A 24,727-nucleotide genomic window follows, 5' to 3' on the forward strand; every position below is an offset into this window, starting at 1 on the left:
TAAATTTTCCCTGAATCCGTGACGAAAATATAACAAACGCCGTTAATAGGTAGATTTCCCAAGAGTAAGGATATAGTGGTGTCCGACTATTCGATAAATGCACTTTTAGTGATTCAGTATGTAAAAATTTCCCCGTTTCATTCGTTTTTGTGCACGCCAAATAAATCTGCAAATTTCCATTTTTTGCAAGTTTTTGTTTTTTTATTTCTTTTTTCCTAGTAGTCTATTGATCGGGATGTTTAGTAAAAGGCTTGATACAAACGAGTAAAGACCGGTAACCATTTGTTGGTCTCCGCGACTTTTAATTTCCATTGCCGGCCACGGAAAACCAGCTTTGAGGCCAGTGTGATCATATTCTGGATGACGGTTCGGATTCTTCTTCTTGTTGTTTTCTTTTTCAATGGCGTATCTTGTTTTTTCAAGCTTTCTTGTCCAATCAAGCGAAGCAGGTTATACGCAAATACACCGAAATGGAGCACAAGGCCATTCGTTTCATATTTGCCCGATGGCAACCGTTCCAGATCCAGTTCTGATTTAATTTCACTGTGAAACTGTTCGCATGTGCCATGGTCATGATAGAGAGAGATCACCACATGAGGCGGCACTTCAAGATCTGTCCAGTAGGTTTCAAATTCATATTCGGGAATCAAAAAAATCTGGCCGTCTCTTGAGATGGTTCTTTCGATCACTTTAAAGACTTTTCGGATGGTTCGTATCTGGTCTTTTAATTGAATGGTTTCGGGGATGGATCCAAGGTAAACCTTCTTTCCTTCCCGTTCTTCACAACAGATCCCATATTTTTGGGCAATATGAAGCCAGTCTTCTGCTTTTTCCTTACGAGGATTGCGTTTGATAACAAAGCTTGCATGTTCTTCCAAGAAAATGATGAGATTATCCCGGCTGTCATTTCCGGAATCAAGCCTGATAAGCAATGGCTGATCCGTTAATCTCCTGGCAGATTGGATGATTTCCTTGATAAAATTCAGCGTACCTTTTTGGCAGTGGTCATTTCCCTTTCACATCTCAACATGCAGGCAGTAGCCTTCCTGCCCAATGTAAGCGAACATAGGTGCATAACCGTCGCAGCCTTTATAGGTTCTTTCCACTTCTTCTTTTTTTGTTTTGGAGTTATCAAAAGGGGAGACATCCAGATCAACCGGGATATACGGCTTGTCTTTGGCGTAAACTGGGCTAATTTCCGCATTTGTATGCGGTCAGATTCAGCGATTCTTCATGCAAGATCGCTTTCCATTTTTCCGTCAAGGCGGCTTGATCCAATCGCTGCCTTAAAGTCGGGCTGGAAGGAACCCTTTGGATATCCAAAGCCAGTGCAAAAAAGGCATCTTTGCCGAAGGTTTCAATATTGTCATAATCACTTTTTCCTTGGCAAAGCAGGCCAATATAGGATTTGGCTACATCAGCATTGGAACAAACGGGATTTCTGGAAATATCAGGGAGTCAATAGGCATTTAACCTGAAAGCTAAATTCGTTTGATTTAGTAAAATTCCTACTAACGCTAAACCGCTTTGGGCAACAATCCGTTCTTTCGTGGCTTCTATCACTAACTTTTTCATTAGATCACCTGAATGTGGAATGAGTTAAATTTAATGGATATGCTTATTATACTAGATTTCATGCGAATGGGTTAACGTTAAGTGAAAATTCCGTCACGGATTCAGGTTATTTTTTAATGTTGCACCTCAAAAGGGTACCCGTTATACAGTAACAGGTACCCTTTTCTTCTCAGCTAATTTCGGTGATGCAAGGATACCAACGTTTGGTAAGCTATCAAATGGTAACCTGTGAATGGGGTATGAGGAAATGTAAATGGGTGAATGATTGACCCAACTTACCTGAAGACTAATCTTTCTCCCTCATTATCATGATGCAGCGATTTCATATACGACGCATGAGGAATATGGAGGATTTTGGAGTATCCTTTAGAAAAAAAGAGTAATATGGGGATGGGGCTTTATTTTTGGGGGAATATTGCCAAATTGAAGCCTAATTAGGATTTTACAAATATTTATATTCTATGTACAATTCTGTATATAAGATAAAACACAAAGACTAGGGGGAGGTATTTTGAAGTATCCATTAGTACGTAAGCATCTCATGATGGTACCCTTCGGTAAGAAATTGTCTATAGGAACTACTCCTAATGTGGCAATTGAAATTGAAGATCCTGATGGAGTGATTTATTCTGTATTATCCATTTGTGATGGAAAAAGAACAGTAGAGGAAATACATAGAACTGTATTGGACAAATTCCCCCATACGACATTAGAGAATGTAATGGAAATAATAGAACAGGTTTCATCAATGCCTTATATTATGGATGATGCAGCACTCGCTGAAGAATCCAATTTGAATGAATATTTAAGGGAAAGGCATAGCAGAAATATTAACTTTTTAACTAATTTTGACCCCGACGGTAACAAAAAGTTTGAATATATGCGAAAAATCATAAATACTACTGTTGTTTTAATAGGACTTGGCGGGGTAGGTTCTTCAATTTTATATAATCTTGCCTCACTTGGAGTAAAAAAAGTAATTGGAATTGATTTTGATAAAGTAGACCTATCAAATTTAAACCGTCAGATTTTATATAGAGAAAAACATGTTGGTATATATAAAACAGAAGCTGCTTCAGAAACAATTCGGGAATTTAATTCTGACGTTGAATTTATTCCTATTAATATGAAACTAAATAATTACAATGATATTTTAGACATCCTCAAGGAACATGATGCCGATTTTGTAATCTGTGCAGCGGACAAGCCGCCCCTTTGGATTTACAGATGGACAAACCAGGCATGTTTGGAAATGAATATACCTTGGATTTATGGGGGGAATAGCGAAACCACTTCTTATTTCCAGACGATTATTCCTTATGAATCCGCTTGTTATCAATGTAAAGAAAAATATATTTTTGCTAATTTTCCAGAGGCCGTAGAGAAATACGAGTCGATTTTAGCTGGAGGATATGAAGCACAAAATAACTGCTTGACTGCATCTTCAAATGTCCTTGGTTCTTTTATTATATTTGACTTCATTAGAATTAGGACAGGTATGGCGCCTCCACTTTCAACAAATAAGTTGACTTATTTTAATTATAAAACATATGAAATTGATAGGGAAGATGTACCCATTATGGATACGTGTGATTGTCAAAGAGGAATATTGAAAGGGGGTGAAACCAATGAAAATCACAATCAAAGTATTAAATGATGTAGAGTTGACAAAACGTGGCGGACGCAACACTCTTAACCCAGAATCTTAATAAGTTTTTTCTAAACCGGACTATTGAATGGCAGTTCGATAGTCCGGTTTTACTAAAAGGGAGGAATATTTATGCTAACTCTCAACAAAGAAATTATTTCTCTAAAAAAAGTTAATGATTATTATCATCTGAATAATATAATAACGGGTCAAGGCATAGAAATAAACAAGGAAACTTTGGAGTTCATTCGAGGGTTTGAAGCTGAATTATCTCTTAAAGATATAGAAGGGAAATTTGGATTGGATCTGAACGAAAGCAAAAATATTATAGAAACTTTGGTAATGTTGGGTTTTCTTAAAAATAGTCAAGTATCAGAAAACGTTGAGATTATTAATAACTCACTTTTTGAAAAACGAAATAAGAATAATTTATTTTTTGACAGTTCTAGTGAGCCAAGTAATGAGTATCAAATTGGTTTGCTTGGTATTCCATATGATGGTGCTGTAACCGGTATTTGTAGCCGTCAAGTAAAATTGAACACTTTTTGCTAATTAATTTTGAACACTTTTTTTCATAAAAATGGATGATCGATGTTTCATACGATAGCTGTCATCGTTCCTAAAATGGATGACTTCTGCTCGGTGTAATAATCTGTCCAAAATAGCTGTCGTAATACCTGGATCCCCCAATAGTTCACCCCATTCATTTGGGCCCTTATTAGAAGTTAGAATGACAGAAGCATTGTCATACAAGTCGTTAATTAAATGGAAAAACAAATTTGCCTCCCGTGAATCCATGGCCATGAACATCAAGTCATCAATGATGACCAGGTTTGAATCCCGGATGCGCTTCATTCTTGTTTGCGATTTTCGGGTAACATCTTCCGTCTTCAATGTTTGGATAAGCTGCCCCATGGAGATAAAAGAAACTTTGTAGCCCTGATGAATTGCCTCTATCCCTAATCCCGTTGCCAAATGTGTTTTTCCTACTCCAGGCGGTCCCAGAATAATTAAATTAAAAAGCTGATCAAGCCATGTGAATTCTTTTAACTGATTGATCTGTCTCCTACTTAGCGATTGTTGCTCGTCTACTTGGAATGCATCTATTGTCTTGTAAAACGGAAACGTTGCCCATTTTAATCGTTTTTCAATCAATTTCTCATCTCGGCGTTCCAACTCATAGCTAGTCAGATGTTCCAGAAAAGTGCGGTATGTCCAATCTTGTGATTCAGCTTCTTGAATCAGAGATGGCAAATGATTTGCCGTCTCTGATAATCGCAATGTTCGAAGCTGCTGCTGAAGTTGTTCAAGTGACTGTGTCATACTTTGTTGCTCCTTTCAACACATCCAAATATTGTGCTAATTCCCGGTTCTCCGGCTGTGTATCCAGAAGTGAAGGTTCTATGCCATGCAATGCCTTAATCTCCTCTTCTGCCCGTTTAAATTCCTCTTTTTGTTGCTGCTGTCGCTGAATGAATGCCAGTACGTCACTATATTCACTCGCACTGTATATCCCACGTTTGATGCATTCGCACAATGCTTCATCCCTAGTTCTTTGATCAGAAGCTTTAGACATCTTTAAAACGATTCCCAGCTGATCCCGAACATAACGTGGATATCTGTGATGAATTTCTTCCAGAAAAGCTTTAGCCCTTTCTTCATCTGTAAAATACGAAGATACAGTGGAAATATACGCAGCTATCCCTTTAGTACGATCTCGTGTGTGCTGCCTATCTTGTATAAGTTTTCCTCTCTCGAATGAAATGATATGGTTGGCAATAACTGGCCCATCTGTTTGTTCACGTATTACCAGACGATTCTCAGCTGTTATTTCAATATAGACATCTTTATCTTTTTGATAGGTTCCGAGAGGAACCGAATAGCGATTGGATTGATAGACGATCGTATTGTCCTTACGCACTGTTCTTGTTATACTAGAATTAATACTTGTAGTAGTAATTTCTTTGATAACCGGTTTGAGGTGTTGCTTTTCCAATGTAAACACTTCAACTGGCCTTTTTTTTGTTGTATTATGCACTTTTCGGTTCCCAGTCCTCTCCAGCCAGGATATGCAGCTTTCATTCCATTGATCAATATTTTGAAAGATGCGGTGTTTGGCGAAATTGCCCTTCACATAACCAACGACATTCTCAATTCGCCCTTTGCTTTCCGGGTCAGCTTTTCTGCAGAAATAGACCTTCAATTTTCTCGCTTCCCGATAAGACTGAAATTCCTTTGTCAGAATTAAATCTCCCGCATTCTCGTTTACCATGAGCAGGGCATCCTGATCATATACCAGTTCATCGGTCATCCCTCCAAAGTATTGGAAAGCGTGCTCATGCATGCGAATCATATCTTTTGTCGTAAAAGGCCTGTCCAGCCATTCAACATACTTATATCTAGAATGCGATAACACAAAGCTTATAAAATACAATTTTACACATTTACCTTGAGGCGTTTTCTGATTGGTTTTCCCGAAGTCTACCTGAGCTTGTTGCCCCATTGGCGGGTCAGGTATCGCTTGATAAACCCGTTGATGTGTCTCTTTTGGTATGGCATATTTTTCACGAAGTTCTTTGACATAACTACGTACCGTACTTTCCCCAACAATTAGTTTAGGGTAGTGCTCCATCAACCAATCATGGATCTGTGCCGAAGACACATCTGGGTTTTCACTCAGCCAAGTATGAATAATCATTTCATAAGCATCGAGCTTCTTAGTTCGAGTCTTTGTTGAGGCCTCCCACAAAGCCATTTCTTCCGGAGACTTTTCCAGATATTTATATACTGTGGTTCTTGATATACCAAGCTTTCTGGCTATTCTTCTTATCTTAAATCCTTGTTCTTTTAATTGCTTGATCTTCATGTACATTTCCCATTTGTCCACCTTTACTTCCTCCATAACAATATAAATCAAACTATATTATTATATCGTATCGAGGGAATTATTATCAGGGGAATAACGTCGATGCATTTGATAGGTGTTGCCCCTCCCCGGGGCAACACCTATCAAATGCAAAATACCTGCCCCCATATCTCAGTAAAAGTGTTCATTTTTATCTAGCAGGAATGGTCTACTTTAGTTTAGCATTCACAGTATTCCCGGAACAAAATTAGCACCAGACAATATTAGACAATTTACCTCGGGGTATACCTCCAATATTACTAATATTGACGGAGTCGAAAAAGTTTATACTTTAAGTTCAGCTCTATACAACCAACAATTAACTTTCGATTTAGGTAATATTCTTTATATTCCAGGGGAATCTTCTTCAAGTTTACATAAAAGAATTGAAACTGCATACCGCTTTTTAAAGAAATCATTCAAACAGGTATTCTTTGCTATCGGAGGTGATCATTCAATAACTACACCAATTTTGAAATCGTTCGATGAAGAAATTACCTTAGTTAAAATAGATGCCCATTATGATTCAGTGATACCCTTTAAAAATCAGCCCATAAACCATAATAATTTTATAAATTATGTACGGGAAATTGAAAATATAACAGAAATTATACATATAGGTGTAAGAGAGCCTTTAACCCCTTCTATGATATTGAAGAATGATAAGGTAATTACTTCAGAAGAGATTATTCACACTCAATGGAAGGAAAAGTTGGAAAGGTCTATTAATAGAAATAATAGTATTTACATTTCTATTGATATAGATGTATTAGACCCTTCAGAATCTCAAGGTACAGGGTATTTGGTTCCTTTTGGACTTAAACTAAATCATTTGATTGAAGTAATAAACTTTTTGACTGGTTATAAAGTAATTGGAGTTGACCTTGTTGAATTTAATCCATTATTGGATAAGAACAACCAAACAATGTATGTACTATTGAATGTTATTGAGAATACTATTAAAAAACTGGTTAAAAAGGAGATTCTTTTATGAAAGCACTACTTGTTTTAGATATGCAAAATGGAATATTAGAAATGAAAGACTTTAGTGAAGAAAGGAATAAAATCAAGAACATTATAAAAAGGTTTAAAGATGCGAAAGATTTGGTGGTATTAACAAAACATATAGATAAGGATCCAAATAGTCCGTTAGCCGAAAATAATGAAAAGAGTGATATTGATAAGGAATTTGCTCAATATGCGGATCTTACTATAACCAAAACCACTCCAAGTGCATTTTTTGGTACAAAGTTAGATTCTATTTTAAAGGAAAAAAATATTGATCATCTATATATTACAGGATTTAATACAGAGTATTGCTGTTTATTTACTGCTATAACTGCATTTGAAAAGGGATATAAAGTCACTTTTATCGAAGATGCAACAGGAACTGTTAATGATGATGATACCTATGAAATGAAGGGATTGGATATAAACGATTTTGTAGGTTGTATATTGGATTGGTCGGGTATAATTGAGGTTCTTTACTACGAGGAGTTTGAAGAGCAATATGCTGCATCAATATGAGAAGGCTATTGTATCAATAAATAGTGACCAGGATGTATCTTGTGAATTTTTTGAGGACTTAGTTGTAACCGATGAAGGTGAAGAAGAGATTTATGTCGGAAGAACCTTATTAAATCGTTTCATTTTAGTTCCAAGAATTGCTGGAGAAATTATTAGAGAGATAAAAAGTGGGAAGTCTATAGCTCAAGTTTCTTCCCTTTTGGATAAAAATAAGATTGAGGTTGACTTGAAAGATTTTCTTACTAATCTAATACACTTGAATTTTATAAAAAGGGTAGGTACTATTGATTTGCCTTCTGAAGAAATACCCAAAAGTGAAGGTATCACTTTTAGATTTATTAAACAAAAATATGTAAAGTGGATTTTTACTATACCTACTGGAATTGCCTATTTAATTTTTGTTTCTGTATCGCTCTTTTTGTTAATAAGTGGAAGAACGGGATCACCAATACCTACATTTGATGAAGTGTTTTGGAGTAAATCATTGTTGAAAGTGGTTTTAAGTTTAATAATACTTGATGTAATTTTTAGTTCTTGTCATGAATTATTTCACTTTTTATCAATAAGGGCAATTAGCGGCGGTCTTGGTTTTATGTCCCTTGGAAGGAGACTTACTCATTTGGTTTTTCAGACTAAAATCGAAAACATATGGGTAATACCCCGGAAGAAGAGATATATTATTTATTTATCTGGTATGCTTTTTGATTTATTTTTAATAAGTATTTTTACGTACGTTGCGTATTTTCAAGTTGGAGAGCAAAATTTGATATATCATTTATCAAGATTTTTGATCTTACTATTAATAATGGGAATGATATTTGAATTTCGATTTTATATGAAAACGGATTTATACTACGTAATTAGCGATTTATTAAAGTACCCAACTTTGTTTGAAGAGTCACTTGAAATTGTTAAAAGTATGTTAACATTTAGTAGGATTAAAGGGAACTATTTGAAAAAGGTTTGGGTCTATTCTCTATTTATGTTTTTGGGGAGCATTATTGATATTTGGATTACTATTAAATATTTTATTCCATCAGTTTTATCTGTGTATTCTAATATAACAGATTCATTTGTTTCGGGTAACACTGGAGAAATCATTGCAAATATATTAACAATATCACTAATAGGAGTAGAAGCGCTATTCGTCATTTATTTCTTTTTGAGAGATAAATATAAACAAAAGAAGCAAAGATTAGTAAATTTAAAATGAAAATTTCCATTGAGGTGTGTAACGATGAATATTATTACCTACAATTGGTCCATTCATAACGGGGAGAAAGTTGAAACTGTGGTCAAATATTGCCCAAATTGCGGAAAGGTAGTAAATTTTTATGACACATTAATGAGAAGACATAATTCAAACGGAAAAAATATTTATAAATTTACTATTTTTAAATGCGAAAAAAACCACACTTGGAATAGAAAAGAGAAAATCTTTAAATCGTATGACCCTAAGTTGGAAATTAAAAATAGGGATTTTCCGAATGAAGCACCTCGGAATTATAACGAAAAAATCAACTTGGTTACACACTTAAAAAACGGTTTTAATAAGATTTGTATTAATATAAATTATTTAGATAAACCTGTTCGTATCGATAAGTTGCTTGGAAATCACCTCATTGATATAAGTAGGAATCAAATTTGTTCATTAATTAAAGAAGGGAAAATACTATTAAATAAAAATGTAATTAAAAATAATACTCTTGTTAAAGAAAAAGATACAATAGAAATATTCATTTGATAAGAAATAAATTTATTTAAAGAGAAATAAAAAAGTAAATGATTATTTTCAGGGGATCAGTTTTATATTTTTATATTTAACCTGTAAAATTGAATAAGGAGATACCAAATCTTAACAGTATCCGAAATCCCATTGTTTTAACTTCTGATTACGAATATAGGAATCTACCACCTCTACCATCCCAATTACCAACCTTCTTACAGGTGAATATACGGAACCAAGGATTGGCGTGCCAATCCTTGGTCCTTGTTGAAGAATGTTACTGCATGTCTTCATTTATTGTTAAATTCGCCGTTTTCTTTTAAATATTGATAGGTAAATTGCAGCTCTTCCCTCGGCCTTATGCCTTTTTTTACAGCCGCCTCGTATTCTCTTAGCCAATAATCTTTCTGATTGTATGTTTTAAGCTTATTAAGCAATCTAAACAATGCGTCTTCTTTAGATTCTTCCTGAATATTGCTTTTAAAATAACGGATAGCTGACTCATATTCACACAGTTCCATCTTTAGTTTGAAAACCGTTTCAACCAATTCATTTATATTTCGCTCCCGGCTATATTCGTCATCCTTCCAAACCCATGTCTCTTCTGGCGTTATCGTTCGCTGCTTCAATCCCATTAGAAACTGATGGCATTGTTCGATTGCTATTTCTTTAGCATCCACAGTTCTCAAATTCGCAATGAACACGTTGAATAAATATGACCGCAGTGTATCCATGTCGAGATGATAATTAATAATTTGTTTCAGGGCAGAACTTATAGTTTCTTTGTTAATCCCCATACTAAATTTTCTTTTTAGAATAATATCGAATAATTCCACTTGCTCCATACCAATAGATCTAAAGGGATTGTCTGTGTTAAAGATGTAATAGCCACACCCATAACATAACATTTCATATAGTTTTTCGAGTAAATCTGTAGCACGCTTCCCTTCGTTTCCTTCAACGGGTACCTGTTGCAATTGTTTTATGTATGATTTGACCTTGAATCGCCACTTGGGACGTTCCTTTTTGCTAACATACCGATTTGGGGCAATGTAATTTTGTTTATAAGCATTTTGAATGAATTGCGTAATTTCACGTTCCAAATCATTAAGGTCAACATGTTTTTCTTTCTCTTTTTTTATCTTTTCAGCTTCTTTGTACTGCTGAAAATCTTGCAACATCCCATCAATTTCTTTTTCATCACGCACTTTTTTCGGTATCGCCTTATACAATTCAATCATCATTTTGCTTAAGTCGTCCTTACTGTATTTTTCAAGGAGCTCTCTCAGCTCAGTGACACGCATTTAACATCCCTCCCATTCGTTTAAAAAACTCCCGGATTCCCGGCATTTGCTTGTTTCAATCAACAAATGTTACTCAATGGTATCTATTTTATTTACCATGTAACCCTCTGTTTAAATAAAAATTTTAAGTGATAAACTTCGAAGGTAAATTACTTATAACAAACTGTTTTTATGTTTTCATTGGATATAGTTTTTCCTATCTGGTTCTTTCATTATATTTACACTCCTTTCATTTTTCAATATATCTTTTATAAGTTCACATTTTTATTTGAATTACATAATTAATCCGCTTTCATCCAGCTTTTAATCCTTTTCTTCGGTATCACACTCTTCACATCTGTCAAATCTATGGAAATGTGTATGTGCAAACCATAAGTTTAAAAAAAGGGTGTGATACCCAGAGTGATTAAAGTGTCACTTTTCCCTTTAATATGTTGCTGGCGAGTTTGCAGCTGCCTGATCAGCCTTTACACAATCGATGGCGACAACGATAGCTATGAGAATCGTTTCCATTTCTTCTTTTAAGATTTGAATTTTGTAACTATCGCCCCAAGTAAACCATTCCTTACTAACTTTACCGACCACTTCTCACCGTGCCGCAACACTTCAAAATCCATATCCAGCCAATTCCCACGCACTTCAATTCCTGCCGCATCAATCGTATAGCGTGCCTTAAAGAAGGATAGCTCTTTCTTTATTGTTAACACTTCTCGTCCATTTACCTCGACAATAAACTTTGGAAGAAAGCTAAACGCCTTTTTCGTAATAAGCGCGACTTCTTCTCGTTTTGTATTCATAATCGAGAACGTCTTAGGGATTTGCAAAAAGCTGCCCTCAACATAATAAACATCTCGTTCCTGTTGATCCTTGACCGTAAATTTGCCGCTTAAACTAAAAACCTTCTGCTTCATATATAGCTGCTTCATACCCGTCCTCCTTTATTTTAAAGGAATTTTTTATGATTCTATTCTCTCACATTATACCGAATCCACCAATGGGTTGACATGGCTGTTTGTACTATAATAGAAAAATAATCTTGAATATAGAAGTTAAATTAAATGCTCGTTTGTTTAATAGTCTTTGGACACTATATAAAATGCACTAAACCTTGTTATTCTGTTTCCTAGCCCTGAAGTTACAAAGGCTCAAGACATTCCTTTTGCACAAAAAATAATTCGATAAGATATTGTAGGAAAAGTAATCGAAAGAGACATCGTAATTTAATATGAAAAAGACCCAGAAATCGAAAATGAAATCCGGGTCTGAATGGGAAATGTTTTATATTATTCTACATCCCAAACAGCAATTTTGTGACGACTTCCACATGGCTTGAGTTGATGGCATTGATGTCTTGAGCTGATTTTTGAACCTTACGTATGCGGAAACATATCAATGGGTTTTAGGCTGTTTTTCTGAAAACCGAGGTATGAGGGAACATATCAATAGGTTTGGGGCTGTTTTTTCGCAAAAGCTTGAGTTGAAATTAAAATTATCATCTGTCACCCATTATGTAGGCTCAAATTGTAGGCATCTAACTCTTTTTTTACTTTAATACACAATCTGTGTGACGAACTACCTTTAGGTAAATACCCAATAAACTCATTTACTAAAATCGTAACAAATTGAGCAAAGTTTGTACCACTCAAACCCATGTCTCTAATTATATCTAGAGTATACTGCCAAAATGATTCCTGCCCCAATACCTGTAACAATTCAGCTGCTTCGTCGAATAAATTAGTATCAGTTTTATCCTCATAATGCATTATATAATGCTCAAGGATATCTTTGTACTTATCTCTGTTTTTCATTATCCTAAATACACCGAAATCCCCGTCTTCTTTTCGCATCATAAAAAAGCTATAAAGTTCAATAAATATTTTATCAATGTATTTATTAGTTAAAGAAGGTATTTGCTTATATATTTTTAGCTGCCAAATTAGACTCTTTAAATTATTAAAGGGTAGCCAGTCTTGCTGCATTAACTTGATAACCGTATACATATCAAGCAAGATATCAATGGCAATATGTTCAGCTTCCTGTGAAACGATGGTTCCATTATGGGCTACTTCATTTCTATAAATAGGTACATCATATGCAAAATATGGATAATATATCAAGGCTTGTGCTCGATTATTCTTAAAAACTTTATCAACTTTATTTACTAATGTGCCTTCTTCCTGTTTTCTTACCCCTCCATTAATCGCCGAGCAAAAGTCATAGAATAGCCCTTCAACCTGAATTGCGCCTAAGCTTACAAATGTCTGATATGCACCATGCTTAAATAAGTTATATAGAATATTAAACACTTCTTCCTTATCAGTTAGAAGGTAATGCTCCTTAACTTTTAAATAAATATAATCTAACACCTTGTTCTCATTAATGAATTTCTTTGCATATGCATAATAGGCTTCAGGGTCCGTGTTCTTTTTATCGCTTAATTTAAATACTTCTTCCTTATTAGACTTTATAACATCAAAGAATTTTGTGAACACCCCGAAATCCAAGGATATATCATATAAATAATTAAACATGGTATATTCATCAAGTTTACTTAAACTATCAACATCCTTATCGCCATTGTGAAATTGACCCATCCTATTTTTAACCTTTTCCCGCAATTCTCCAAACAGCAAAGCTTCCTTGCAATTTTTTGCTTCATAGTTGATTTTTAAGAAATACTGCTGTTTTTTATATAAATAGCTTTCCTTATCAGTTGCTATCATATTTTTAATTTTTGTAATGTTTTTATTGATAGTGGCCAAATCTGAGAGAATATCATTTATAACCGTCACATAATTGTTTATCAATCTATTGGTCTGAATATCTATATCTTTCCCACGAGCAAAATTATAGTTTGATATAAAATAGTCTTCGATTGCATCATCTTCCAAAATAATGCCATCAACTCGTTTGGCAAAGTTCTTTAGAACATCCTTGCTAGTTACATTATCATGATTGTTCTGTGCACCAGGGAACCTCATAGATTTTAATTCCGATAAATCAATGTTTGTTTTATAATCCATCTTGTCGCTCCTACCTATTGGTATCCAGTCTATTAAAATCAATAATATCCGGAAGATATCTTTTTAATAATATCAAGTGCGCTATCTGTAATAGTTGCTCCCTCATATGTCACAATGAGTTTTCCATTGTAATAATTGTCATATATCTCCTGCTTTTCAAGCCATCGCTTGTCGTAGCTTTCTACCCCCAGCATTCCTAAGTGCTCCCAATACAATTCTCTTCCTTCCGGCAGTATAATTGTAAAATCAGGTTCAATCCATTTACCGTTCTCGTACTCAAGCTTTTTTTCATACTCATAAGTAATGTCGTTTTCGGCAAGAAGGTTAGCAATAATAACCTCTGACTTACTCCTAACACGATCACCTTTCACAGTGGAATATATTCTGTTGAGCATGTGCTTTTCAACGCCAAGATATCTGCCTATTTCTTGATGAAGCTCGTTTGAAGATGTGTTGTCGGCTATTAAAAATACCAGATAATCAAGTAACCCATGTTTATATTCACGTTTTTCATCTATAGCACTTTGTATGTCATGCATTTTTGCTTCAGAAATCTCTTGTTCTATGACATCTACAATCAGCCGTCTATCTAATGGCTTAGTTGTAGTAGCCAGCCCCTTTACAACACTTTTATAAACTTTATTAACAATCGTCTTAACATCGACCTTTGATTTTTTGACAGTGGTAATCAGGTTTTTTGTTTTTGTAATATTTATAATATCTATAAGAGCTTTATCTTTTACATTTGTAATGCTCTTTAAATCAGAAAACCCTTTACACTCTATTTTTAATACCCCGCTGTTTAAATAATACGGTAAACACTGCTTTACCTCTTCATCTTCAAAATAAGGCAATGTGTGCAGCCCTTCACCCTGCTTCGCAATTTTCTTGTATGTATTTACGAGCTTTTCAGCTGATGGGAACGAACCATCAATAAAATACTTACGCTTTACATCTATATTTTTATTTGTAAACAGTAAATAGGCATTAGCAACATTTCCATCGCGTGCAGCTCTTCCGACTTCCTGATAATACTGTTCCACAGATTCTGGTATCATAAAGTGAATAACAACCCTAATATCCGGGATGTCTATCCCCATGCCAAATGCATTGGTAGCAAATATTACATTGATTTCATTGTTCTTATACCTATCAATAATTTCTTTTCTTTCCTTGGCTGTCATCTCGCCATGGAAGCAAACAGATTTGTATCCTTTTTCATTAGCTTTGTCCGCAAGCTTTTCTACACCACGTTCACTGCCAATTCTATAAACGTAAATCAATATCTTCTCATTCTTATGTATTTTGATAATATCCCAAAGCTTATCTTCTTTTTCGTTCTCATTATTAAATTGAAGCACTTTTAATGATATTTCCGAACGCATGAGAAGGTTGTCTCGAATAATATTGGACTTATCAATTTTAAACTCCCTGCAAATATCTACAACTTCCTTGGGATTTAAAGTCGCTGTTAATGCAAGGATTCTAGGTTGTTTATCTCCAGCCTCATTGTATATACAATCCAAGAAGTCTGGTATACGCTTATAAAAAGGTCTGAAGCTGGTACCCCACTGGCTAACACAGTGCACCTCATCAATCGCAAGCATAGTTATTTCATTTTTACGTTCTCTAATGCAAAATTCAAATAGTCCATCAGTTGCAATCTTTTCCGGACTTACAAAGATAAATTTAGGGTTAATCACCTTATTTGCAAAATCCTTTAAAACTTTTGCTTGCTTTGCTGAATCCATGCCGCCATGAATTGTAAGCACTTCAAAGCCTTGTTCCGCAATTTTTTCAGATTGCTCATCAATTAGTGCAATTAGTGGAGAAATTACAATTGTTATTCCACCGGAAAGTATACCCGACATCCAATATATTAAGGACTTTCCCCCACCTGTTGGCATAATGCAAAGTGTATTATCTTTTTCAACAACGTTAGATATAACGCTTTTTTGAAAATCTTTCAGAGAGAATTTACTTGCCAGGTTAGGAAAATTCCTGCTAAAAGCTTCATCTATATTAAGCATATCCAAGTCCTCCGTCTCTTATCTGCTGTTTTAAGAAGGATATTTCCTCATCATGTTGCTCTGCCACAAAAGTAAGAAAAGCATCTACGATTATGTAGCGGTATTCCGGATCAAGGTAAACATTATTTCCATCTGCTTTTTGTTTTAACATCTGGTAAATCTGATGAGCATAAAATGTGAATAATTCATATGGATAAAAATAATTCTGCTGCGTAATGCTTTTATCCACATCAATCATTAGAAATTCCGAGTCTTGCTTACAGTCAAAAGTCTTCTTATCAGATAAATACCAAAGTGCCCATATAGCATCCCTGCTCCTGTTTGGAAATAAAGCAGGATAAACCTTATAAAGCATATGACTTTTTATGCCCCCGCCTATAACTCCATAAACTGTATAGTCTTCCGTATCCAAATCGCTCACTTTTAAATCCTCATAGCAGTTAATTTGGTCATAGGTATCTTCGTCATAAAAGTTACTGTAATATTCCTCAGCAAAATAGCACAGATTACTTACAACTGTAAGCAGCTCGTTTGAATCTGAAATATTAAAATCTCTTTTATATTTTTCTAACTCTTTAGCAGAGCTAAAGAGGGTATGATGTATAATCGGGCATTCCTTTTTCAGTACTGTAGACTTGAAATATTGAGGATCATCCTCATATTCTTCAAGAGCTTCCTGGTCAAAGATTGCAATATATTTTTCTCTATCTTTTTCAAAGTTCTCTATAGCTTCTACTATGATGTTCTTAAACTTTTTAGCAACGTCAACATTCTTTTTTGATTTAACCTTTTGCACTCCTAACTTTTCAGCAACTTTTTGTATATCTTGCTCTGACACACCATAGCCAGCTTCAAGCATTATAAAGTCTTTAAAGTATTCAGGAAACCTAGCCTTAATTACCTCAAGCACTTTTTCAATATGTTTGTGTTCATAACAAACGGCTTCTACTGACCGTTCTTCTTGATGCCTATACATACATTTTCTCCCCCTTTAATTATTAATCTCGTTTCTATCCATTAACTCCCAAAATCCATTACTTGTGCAATGCTAACCATTTCATTAAGTATGGCCGATCATTATTTGTTGGCACTTCAAACCATTCAGAGCAGAGGAAATATTCTTCTCCGTATATTTTAATTGGTGCAGAATAATATCTTGCAGGGCTTTTTCCTTGAGTTAAAGCTGCTTTCTGCAGAAGCGGATATTGAATATCAAAGGTTTCTTTAGAATATTCCTTGGTTTGCATTTTCTCAACTTCTTCTTTAGAAACCTTGCCCTCTTCAAGCATTTTTCTAAGAACAGTCCTAACAATAACTCCAATTTTCATTTCCTCTAGGCCGTCTATTCCTTGTGATTCAATCACATCTAGATTAGGTGTAACTTTCCTTGTAGTAATTGACCTTTGTGATGCAGCCTGCTTTGGTCTTTTCCCTGCAAATAAATTGTACATCTGTAAACTACGCATAAATAATTCTGATGTATCAGCCACATCCCCAATTACATTTAATACTGGTTCAAATATTTTCTCAGCGAAATCATCATTTCCTATAATGCGTATTTTATAGTTTAATCCTGTATCTCTTAATACAAGATTGATGTCACCAATGCAATTCATTAAATCTTGCTCTACCGAAGGATTGATTTTCGGCGATGTAAAAATAATCGTTCCGGTGCTGAAGCCAAAGTATCCATAAATGCACATTGCTGTTCTTAAGCATTTCTTTATAACCCTTGTCACTGTTTCATCCTTTGAGCCATAATTCAAACCAGCTTCATGAAATGCAACATCAATGGCATATATATGGCTTTGATTTTCCTCATAACTGATACCTATCACATCAATTTCAGCTTGGCCAATAAGCTGATCAAGCGACTTATTTCCTTTAAAAATGTCATATCCATATTTTTGAGAAAACAACTCGCTGGAGGTTTTCATCAATTGCTCTAAATCATCTTTATTTTTTAATTCCCATTTATACGATGCTTTCCAGTTTGTTTGAACAAGCTGACATTCTTTAATGTGTTTTAGCCATGATAAAAGTAAAGATTCGCCTATTTCAATTTTCATCCCTTACCCTCATTTCCTACTTCAACAACCAACTTAATTTTTTATAACTTCTTATATAGCTGCTGCTTTGAAGCGGTTTTATCAATAGGAACAATATTTTGATGGGAGAAACCGTTATTAGTTGCCATTATAAATCCCTCTAATAATTTAATAGGAATGAATCAATAACTCTTGGTGTTACCGTCATCCCAAACGGACTTTTCACATGTTCTTGGAATGTAAAAAGTCTAATAACAAGTTCTATGTATTCTTTATCTCCAAATGGAGCAAGTGAAGCTCTAAGCTGTTTATCCGGCATTACGTAGCTTTTTGCCCCTTGAATTGCTCTACTATCAAAAATATAAAACATATTCGGCACATGAAAATGTAGATATTTTGATGCCAGCGAACGGTTATTATGACCAGAAATATCCGAAAAGACATTGGTAAGAAATAAATGCGTGTCTATAATTTCTTTTAAATTATCTATAGTGATGGTATCGTATTTCTTGAGTTCATTGATACGCATATCTAATTCTTCGCCAGCTTTCAACATCTTGGGTGCAACTACGTTAAAATAGAAATCATCTCCAGAATCTGTTTCATTAACATTTTTCCGTCTTTCTATAGCCGCCGCGTAAGATCTCCCAATAAGCCATATTTTGCCTACAATAACATCAGCTTTATTGTGATCAGGGTTTTTACGGCACATTTCGTATAGTATTTCATTACCAAAGCTCCACCCATTCCCGCAATACATTTTTGGATATCTTGAATTGTGATTTCTTTCTTTATTAACAATTTTCCACCCTCTAACCATTACTAAATCTATCTATCAAAGCAAAAATATAAGCGGTATTTCTTGATTTTCTACTGACCTCATGTCTAACTCCCGTTTCCCCATTAACCCAGCGATCATAATATGAATGAACAAATAAGAAATCTTTCTTTGATATTGCCCTTTGCATCGAAAATTCGCTGGAAGGTGTGTTGTCAATAGCCCTACCAACGTACAACCTTCCATCACGGGATGATGCTGTAAACCAAAGACCGGTTGTAGTCTGTACTTCTTCTCCCGAAGATGAAAGTCCTGAGATAACGGTATTCCATAGTGCTTCACCTTTCATTACTCTACACCTTCCTTTAATTTGATATAGTTACCGGGAAGAGCCTCGAATAATTCCGGGTAATGCCCACATCTTGCCCTAATCTGAGTATACTGTGCTTTCTTCCCATTTTTCTGTAAATACAGCCTGCGGTCATATATTTCATCAGCAAGTTTAGATGCATGCATAGTGTAATTTTCGGCCTCTGACAAAACAATCTTCATGGCTTCCTGGAGTGTATAGCTGGCAGTTTCAGTTGAGATTGTATTTGTAACGGTAGGCTGGGAGGCATCATATTTCAAAATTATATAAACAGGTTTATTATCCTTAAGCAGAACTATCTTCCCATTTTTTTCAACAACCGAAAATACATTCTCCAAATCTGTCTGTAATGTATCAAATGGAATTAAGGCATCAATTTTTATATCCATTATTATCCACCTCGCTAAAATCAGTATATTACTATTTTTTATATTTGTCCATACATTTGTATAAATATTTGTATAACTCATCTGTATAAAAATAAGCCACCAGTAGGGTATTAATCCTCAGCTGGTGGCCATAATGTATTTACATTTAAAAGATCTATCTTAACGCTGGATTTAAACTCTATGGTCATCTTGTCGTCAAATACAGTAATTCTTTCAATAAGCCGCCTTACCAACTGCTCATCATATTCCTCAACTTTGCAATCTTGCTCGCTTAAGAAGTCTGTCATTTCAGCTATTCGCTGTCTTCTTCCTTCACGCTCTGCATTCTCAACCAGTGCATTTTGCTTTAGTTCTCGCAGGCGGTAGATCTCATCAGCCACATTGTTATAATCAGCCTTTGAGTTTGCCAGCCTGAGAAGCTCGTTTTGCAGCTCATCCAATTTCCTATAATATTATCCGTGGCTTTATCATTTTCCTCATTGAGAACGGTGGCTATATTTTCTTGCAGCGTAGAAAGGAAAGTATCTTTGTTACCTAGAACTTCATTGATGGCTTTTACAACCGCTGTTTGTAGCGTTTCCTCATTTATAGTCGGGGAAGTGCAGTCCGAACCTTTCTCCTCAAGTCGACTAACACATCTCCAGACAATGGACTTATATCCTCGGTTGTTCCAATGAACCCGCCTGTAAATTTCGCCGCAACCGCCGCAATAAACGATACTGGATAGGGCGTACTTGCTGCTGTAGACACGCTTTTTGCCGCCTTTTCCGGTACGTAAATTTGCCCGTCGAATCATTTCTTCCTGAACCTGCATAAAAATTTCACGTGGGATAATGGGTTCATGGCTGTTTTCTACATAATACTGAGGAACAATACCGTTATAAACCACCCGTTTCTTTGAAAGGAAATCAACTGTGTACAGTTCTGAAGAGTAAATTCATCAATTTTTAGATGTTTTATGATAAAATGACTTATCCACATTTAGAAAATTTTTCCATCTATTTTTTCTGCTTTCAAAGTCAAAAAGAGCCGAATTTGCAAATTTCTTTTTTAAAATTGTGGATAACTTCCAGCTCTGAGGAGTAAAAATTTTTCGTGATAATTTAACTATTCCCCCCCAAAAATGCGGCTAAATATGTAATAATTTAAATAATTAGAGCTTGCTGGACGAATATTTTGGCATGGCTTAGTGACAAGTCGAATACAAGCTAAAATTTGATTCGTTCAGCAAGCCCTAATTAAACTTGGCTGTTTTGAGGGGGTTTTTATTTTGGTTACTAGAAAAGAAAAAAGAAATCGTGAAAAAGAAGCAAATTATTTTTTCGAGTTCCTTAAAATTCAGAAGCATTTTTTCAAAGACCTGATGAATAACCTAAAAAAGGTAGCAGACCACCGACATCAAAGCTATATCACTTATGGTCCAGAGGTCCTTTTATTTACGATGATGTTGAAAAATATGACCGGCCTAAAATCCATGAGAAACATGAGTGAGAGTTTTAATAAAGAAGAATGTATTAAAAATGTAGGGAAGGTGTTAGGCTTAGATTCTCTTGAAGAACTTCCACATTATGATACAATTAACGACTTTTTATCTGGCTTAGATGTAAATGAATTAGAAAAAATTAGAACGTATATGATTAAAGAATTATTGAAAAAAAGGTCTCTCGAGTCTTATCGAATTGAAGGAAAGTACTGGGGTGTCATCATTGATGGAACTGGATTACACACCTTTCATGAGAAACATTGTAAACACTGCCTGAGACGGGCATATACAAATAAAGAAACAGGAGAAACGAACGTACTTTATATGCACCATGTACTTGAAGCCAAGCTTGTCGTGGGGGATATGGTCTTCAGTATTGCCTCCGAATTTATCGAAAATGAATCAGAAAATGTTTCTAAGCAAGATTGTGAATTAAAAGCCTTCGACAGGCTGGCAAAGAAAATAAAAAAAATATTTAAAAGACTACCGATTTGTATCTTGGGAGATAGTCTCTATGCATGTGAAACGGTATTTAATCTGTGCAGGGCGCACAAATGGAAATATATATGCAGATTTAAGGAAGGGAGAATTAAAAGTATCTCGACGGAGTTTAAGGCAATAAAAGAGCTGGAACAAAGTAAGGATCAGAATTCATTAGTTTGGGTGAATGATATTGCCTACAAAGACAGAACGGTCAATCTGATGGAGGCCACAATGAAAACAGAGGATGGGAAATCGAAAGAGTATGTATTTATAACGGATATTAAAATCACGAAAAAGAACGTGGAACGACTCATCGCTGCAGGAAGAAGCCGCTGGAAGATTGAAAATCAAGGATTTAACGAACAAAAAAATAATCGTTACAATATAGAACATGCCAATAGCCAAAACTACACAGCCATGAAAAATCATTATTTATTAGTTCAAATAACAGATATTATTAGACAGCTGTTTGAAAAAGGTTCGTCAATCTTAAAAGCACTCAAAAAAACGGCAAAAGAAAAATCCTCAAATCTGTTGGAATCGTTTCGGACACGTATTTTAACAGACGAGGATTTCACCCATTTAAGTAAGCCAATACAAGTAAGGTTTACTTAATGGTTATATTATAGCAAAGGATGTGATGTAAAAAAAGGTTTTTTGAAGTTATCCACAATTTTAAAAAAGAAATTTGCAAATTCGGCTCTTTTTGACTTTGAAAGCAGAAAAAATAGATGGAAAAATTTTCTAAATGTGGATAAGTCATTTTATCATAAAACATCTAAAAATTGATGAATTTACTCTTCAGAACTGGTGAAAAAACTCAATATATTGACTTCCACCCTGTTGATGGTATATAGCAGAGACTGGAACTAACATCTTAATATTAATATAACAGATTAAACGCCTTTCTCGTTTATAAGATGGCTGTTCATAAATTTCTACATATTCATATTGAGATTCATCATCTGTTCGAAATACTGCTCGACCTTTTTCACGCATTGCAACATTAAATAAGTCACTTTCATATTTCAACTCAGGGAGATCAGTAAAATATGCGAAATGAATGTTCTTTAATTTTCTTGTACTCCCTTGAAGGTTATATGGCGAAGGCCATATTTCTTTACTACTAGTAATCCCTCGCTCCCCATCTTTAGAAGTATGATGAAATAACCTTAAATAGTGATCTTTTGTAATTCTAATGTTTGGAACCTCTATTTTATAAATTGGTTCAGAAATTGAAATATTGCATTCAGCTATTTGTAATTCATCCTTTGTCAAATTAGAAGAACTTTTAAAACTTAAAAATGCTCCCGTAGAATAATCTAGATTACACTTAATATTCCAAAAGGTATAAGTATCCGATTTTATTTCAACGACATTATCCAGAGTTTTAGGTCTAAAAAAACGACCATTTATTTCCAAACCATAGAGATAAAAATTTCTAAAAATATTCCATTCTGGTTTTAAAGTTGACAAAATAGCAAAATAAACTTTTCCTGCGTATTTTTCACTATAACTATTATTCTTTATCCCACATTTCGCACGTCTTAAATATAGTTCATTCTAATTTTTGAATGAACTATATTTAAATGGCTTGGTGGGATGATATCTTCTTATTTTTGAGGAATTTTCGATAAAATTCTTTTCAATTCGACATTCTTTTCATGAATTCCTCCTATTGTGTGTTATTCTCCTTTGTTTTCGACATTTTTTGACACGTATATTGATACATCATACCCGCATAATTCAATGATTTTTTTGGCTTGTGAATCAATATTATCGGGTAAGAGCCTTATTTTTTGTTGATTTTGATTTATAAGGATCACGGTAATATCTTCTAATTGCTCTAACAATGCTTGGCCTGTGGGTTGATAGAGTTTCCTTTTTCCTTTCAAGATTAGAGATAGGTTCTTTTCTTTCAGTTCTTTTCTAACTCGATATTCTAAAATTCCATAGATTAATAAAGCCATCACATACACAATACCTAAGGCCTCAACCCTTTCCGGGGTTTTTAAGTAAATGGCATCAATCATTTGTGAATCTTTGATTAATCGGAAACGGGTCTCAGCGGCCGACTGTCCTTTATAAACCCTCAAAACTTCTTGATTGGATAGTGTCTCCTCATCTAATTTATTTGTGATTAAAACAAAAGTGCTGAGCATTTTTTTCTTATTTTCGATAAAATCATGATCTTTTTCAAACGATTCCAGTTGTATTTGATAGATTTGTTCTTGTTTTGTCTGTTCGTCCTTTTTAGGTCTTCCTCTCTTTTTTCGTTTGATAGGTTGATCACTCATCTGGACGTTTAGTTTATAACAGAAATATGAAGCCTTTTGTTTTTTCTTAAAAGATTGAATTGCTTCTAGTGCGTCCTCTTTACAATGAAAGATAACTTTACTCAGTTTTTCTATCTCTTTTTTTAATTGTATTTCTTCCTTTTCGATCGCCCGATTTAGGGTTTTCTCTTTTCGTTGATCTAAATTGTTTGAGTGGACAACAAGAAACCGGTAAGGAAGGTTTTGAATTTGTCTTTCAAAAGCTTGAATTTGGTAAATAGCTGCGTCTTTTTTATTGCTAAGTGAGCCTACCCTTTCCCAGTTGTTGAGCAACCATGCCTCTTTCTTTAGTTCTGTGCTTAAACCGAATGTATCAGGTAAACGGGAAATAAACGATAAATTTTGTTGTTGAATTTCCGCTAGATTTTCCGTTGTGATTAATGCAGAATCGGCTTGATAAATGAGATTTTTCCAATCTTCATGGGAAAGGATTTTTCTCATCTTTTGAATAAATTCCACATTCCAAGATTTATCCGAAGTATTCCCATTTTCTACTTTTGCAAGGATAGGAATTCGTTCAGGTGTGACCCCCATCCCCAGAACGATTTGTTTTAAGTCAGGCCTATGGGCCTTACTATACCCGTACGTAATTTGCAGTCCATCTTCCTTCGGTTGCTTATATTCTCCGTAAACAGAAATTGAGGTTGTATCGTTATGCAGTACACCAATAGGAAGATTCAATTTTTTTAGTGCTTTTAATGCAAGGGTGGAATAGACTTTCCATGCTTCGGCTTCATACAAGTAATCTAATGCTCTTCCTAATGCATCATCATTTAATTGATCGGGTGAAACCGATGTATCGAAAAGCATCTCAGAATCTAGGTTTTGATAGAATTCATGAACCTTATAAAGGGGCTTGCCACTGCATAAAATGTTTAAGACAAGGGCTTTAATCCTTGTTCCGGGTGAGATATGACAACGGACAGAATCCCATTTGACTAAATCATTAATGGTTTTTTCGAGTTCTATTTCATCACACAGTTTAGATAAAAGTTGAGACGGCCCCACATGTAAGGTTAAAATTTGATCTGACATAAAAATTTCCTCGTCTTCCCCTAGTTTAGATAATCATTCAATTCTACAAAGAAGGAGAAAATTCCTT

At 34.7% G+C, this 24,727-nt stretch carries 21 protein-coding genes and 2 pseudogenes; 7 read left to right on the forward strand and 16 right to left on the reverse strand.

The window, feature by feature from the left end; genetic code table 11:
• Positions 1-239: 239 nt before the first annotated feature.
• Positions 240-1,575, reverse strand: a pseudogene (locus NSQ19_RS13515) (IS1380 family transposase).
• Between the two features lie 511 nt (positions 1,576-2,086).
• On the opposite strand from NSQ19_RS13515, the gene NSQ19_RS13520 reads away from it, so the two are divergent.
• Both NSQ19_RS13520 and NSQ19_RS13525 read left to right on the forward strand, forming a co-directional pair.
• The gene (locus tag NSQ19_RS13520) at positions 2,087-3,232 is read left to right on the forward strand and encodes a HesA/MoeB/ThiF family protein (protein ID WP_326244632.1); all 1,146 of its coding nucleotides are present in this window, start codon (positions 2,087-2,089) and stop codon (positions 3,230-3,232) included.
• A 123-nt stretch (positions 3,233-3,355) separates the two neighbouring features.
• Positions 3,356-3,775: a hypothetical protein gene (locus NSQ19_RS13525; protein ID WP_340703029.1), complete on the forward strand. Its 420-nt coding sequence runs from the start codon at positions 3,356-3,358 to the stop codon at positions 3,773-3,775.
• Here the strand turns inward: NSQ19_RS13525 and istB are convergent, their stop codons facing one another.
• Together istB and istA are read right to left on the reverse strand one after the other, a co-directional pair.
• A complete protein-coding gene (gene istB, locus NSQ19_RS13530) occupies positions 3,776-4,546 on the reverse strand; it encodes an IS21-like element helper ATPase IstB (protein ID WP_035191190.1) in 771 nt (256 codons plus the stop codon).
• Entirely contained in the window at positions 4,530-6,125 is a 1,596-nt protein-coding gene (istA, locus tag NSQ19_RS13535) for an IS21 family transposase (RefSeq protein WP_412734241.1), read from the reverse strand. The genes istB and istA overlap by 17 nt, the downstream gene beginning before the upstream one ends.
• A gap of 196 nt (positions 6,126-6,321) precedes the next feature.
• On the opposite strand from istA, the gene NSQ19_RS13540 reads away from it, so the two are divergent.
• From NSQ19_RS13540 to NSQ19_RS13555, 4 genes are read left to right on the forward strand one after another with little or no spacing between them, the layout of a single operon-like run.
• The gene (locus tag NSQ19_RS13540) at positions 6,322-7,122 is read left to right on the forward strand and encodes an arginase family protein (RefSeq protein ID WP_340703189.1); all 801 of its coding nucleotides are present in this window, start codon (positions 6,322-6,324) and stop codon (positions 7,120-7,122) included.
• Positions 7,119-7,655, forward strand: coding sequence for an isochorismatase family cysteine hydrolase (locus NSQ19_RS13545; protein WP_161655976.1), 537 nt, complete (start codon positions 7,119-7,121; stop codon positions 7,653-7,655). The genes NSQ19_RS13540 and NSQ19_RS13545 overlap by 4 nt, the downstream gene beginning before the upstream one ends.
• Positions 7,639-8,868 carry a hypothetical protein gene (locus tag NSQ19_RS13550; RefSeq protein WP_161655977.1) on the forward strand — a complete coding sequence of 410 codons (1,230 nt, stop codon included), beginning with the start codon at positions 7,639-7,641 and terminating at the stop codon, positions 8,866-8,868. Before NSQ19_RS13545 ends, NSQ19_RS13550 begins: the two co-directional genes overlap by 17 nt.
• 24 nt (positions 8,869-8,892) lie before the next feature.
• The gene (locus NSQ19_RS13555) at positions 8,893-9,399 is read left to right on the forward strand and encodes a S4 domain-containing protein (protein ID WP_035191108.1); all 507 of its coding nucleotides are present in this window, start codon (positions 8,893-8,895) and stop codon (positions 9,397-9,399) included.
• 272 nt (positions 9,400-9,671) lie between these two features.
• Here NSQ19_RS13555 and NSQ19_RS13560 read toward each other — a convergent pair whose 3' ends face one another.
• The 11 genes and pseudogenes from NSQ19_RS13560 to NSQ19_RS13610 all read right to left on the reverse strand — a co-directional run bounded on the left by NSQ19_RS13560 (position 9,672) and on the right by NSQ19_RS13610 (position 20,137).
• Complete coding sequence (locus NSQ19_RS13560; protein ID WP_013860571.1) at positions 9,672-10,685, reverse strand: hypothetical protein; 1,014 nt, start codon at positions 10,683-10,685, stop codon at positions 9,672-9,674.
• 426 nt (positions 10,686-11,111) lie between these two features.
• Positions 11,112-11,611, reverse strand: a pseudogene (locus tag NSQ19_RS13565) (LURP-one-related/scramblase family protein).
• A gap of 573 nt (positions 11,612-12,184) precedes the next feature.
• The gene (locus NSQ19_RS13570; RefSeq protein ID WP_340703030.1) at positions 12,185-13,708 is read right to left on the reverse strand and encodes a hypothetical protein; all 1,524 of its coding nucleotides are present in this window, start codon (positions 13,706-13,708) and stop codon (positions 12,185-12,187) included.
• Between the two features lie 38 nt (positions 13,709-13,746).
• Positions 13,747-15,738 (reverse strand): RecQ family ATP-dependent DNA helicase, encoded by a 1,992-nt coding sequence (locus NSQ19_RS13575; protein ID WP_340703031.1) that lies wholly within the window; start codon positions 15,736-15,738, stop codon positions 13,747-13,749.
• Positions 15,731-16,714, reverse strand: a complete 984-nt coding sequence (locus NSQ19_RS13580; RefSeq protein WP_340703032.1) for a hypothetical protein — start codon at positions 16,712-16,714, stop codon at positions 15,731-15,733. The genes NSQ19_RS13575 and NSQ19_RS13580 overlap by 8 nt, the downstream gene beginning before the upstream one ends.
• A gap of 58 nt (positions 16,715-16,772) precedes the next feature.
• Positions 16,773-17,807 carry a hypothetical protein gene (locus tag NSQ19_RS13585; protein ID WP_340703033.1) on the reverse strand — a complete coding sequence of 345 codons (1,035 nt, stop codon included), beginning with the start codon at positions 17,805-17,807 and terminating at the stop codon, positions 16,773-16,775.
• Positions 17,808-17,946: 139 nt separating this feature from the next.
• Positions 17,947-18,606, reverse strand: a complete 660-nt coding sequence (locus tag NSQ19_RS13590; protein ID WP_340703034.1) for a hypothetical protein — start codon at positions 18,604-18,606, stop codon at positions 17,947-17,949.
• Positions 18,599-18,913 carry a hypothetical protein gene (locus NSQ19_RS13595; RefSeq protein ID WP_340703035.1) on the reverse strand — a complete coding sequence of 105 codons (315 nt, stop codon included), beginning with the start codon at positions 18,911-18,913 and terminating at the stop codon, positions 18,599-18,601. The genes NSQ19_RS13590 and NSQ19_RS13595 overlap by 8 nt, the downstream gene beginning before the upstream one ends.
• Entirely contained in the window at positions 18,913-19,323 is a 411-nt protein-coding gene (locus tag NSQ19_RS13600) for a hypothetical protein (RefSeq protein ID WP_340703036.1), read from the reverse strand. The genes NSQ19_RS13595 and NSQ19_RS13600 overlap by 1 nt, the downstream gene beginning before the upstream one ends.
• 110 nt (positions 19,324-19,433) lie before the next feature.
• Positions 19,434-19,763: a resolvase gene (locus NSQ19_RS13605; RefSeq protein ID WP_340703037.1), complete on the reverse strand. Its 330-nt coding sequence runs from the start codon at positions 19,761-19,763 to the stop codon at positions 19,434-19,436.
• Complete coding sequence (locus tag NSQ19_RS13610) at positions 19,670-20,137, reverse strand: zinc ribbon domain-containing protein (protein WP_340703190.1); 468 nt, start codon at positions 20,135-20,137, stop codon at positions 19,670-19,672. The genes NSQ19_RS13605 and NSQ19_RS13610 overlap by 94 nt, the downstream gene beginning before the upstream one ends.
• A gap of 456 nt (positions 20,138-20,593) precedes the next feature.
• On the opposite strand from NSQ19_RS13610, the gene NSQ19_RS13615 reads away from it, so the two are divergent.
• Entirely contained in the window at positions 20,594-21,904 is a 1,311-nt protein-coding gene (locus NSQ19_RS13615) for a transposase family protein (protein WP_013858128.1), read from the forward strand.
• A gap of 186 nt (positions 21,905-22,090) precedes the next feature.
• Here NSQ19_RS13615 and NSQ19_RS13620 read toward each other — a convergent pair whose 3' ends face one another.
• Both NSQ19_RS13620 and NSQ19_RS13625 read right to left on the reverse strand, forming a co-directional pair.
• Positions 22,091-22,765 carry a hypothetical protein gene (locus tag NSQ19_RS13620; RefSeq protein ID WP_340703038.1) on the reverse strand — a complete coding sequence of 225 codons (675 nt, stop codon included), beginning with the start codon at positions 22,763-22,765 and terminating at the stop codon, positions 22,091-22,093.
• A gap of 209 nt (positions 22,766-22,974) precedes the next feature.
• Positions 22,975-24,660 (reverse strand): IS1634 family transposase, encoded by a 1,686-nt coding sequence (locus tag NSQ19_RS13625; protein ID WP_013858307.1) that lies wholly within the window; start codon positions 24,658-24,660, stop codon positions 22,975-22,977.
• Positions 24,661-24,727 lie beyond the last annotated feature (67 nt).

Source organism: Weizmannia sp. FSL W8-1119, assembly GCF_038008605.1.
Taxonomy (GTDB): domain Bacteria; phylum Bacillota; class Bacilli; order Bacillales; family Bacillaceae_C; genus Weizmannia; species Weizmannia coagulans.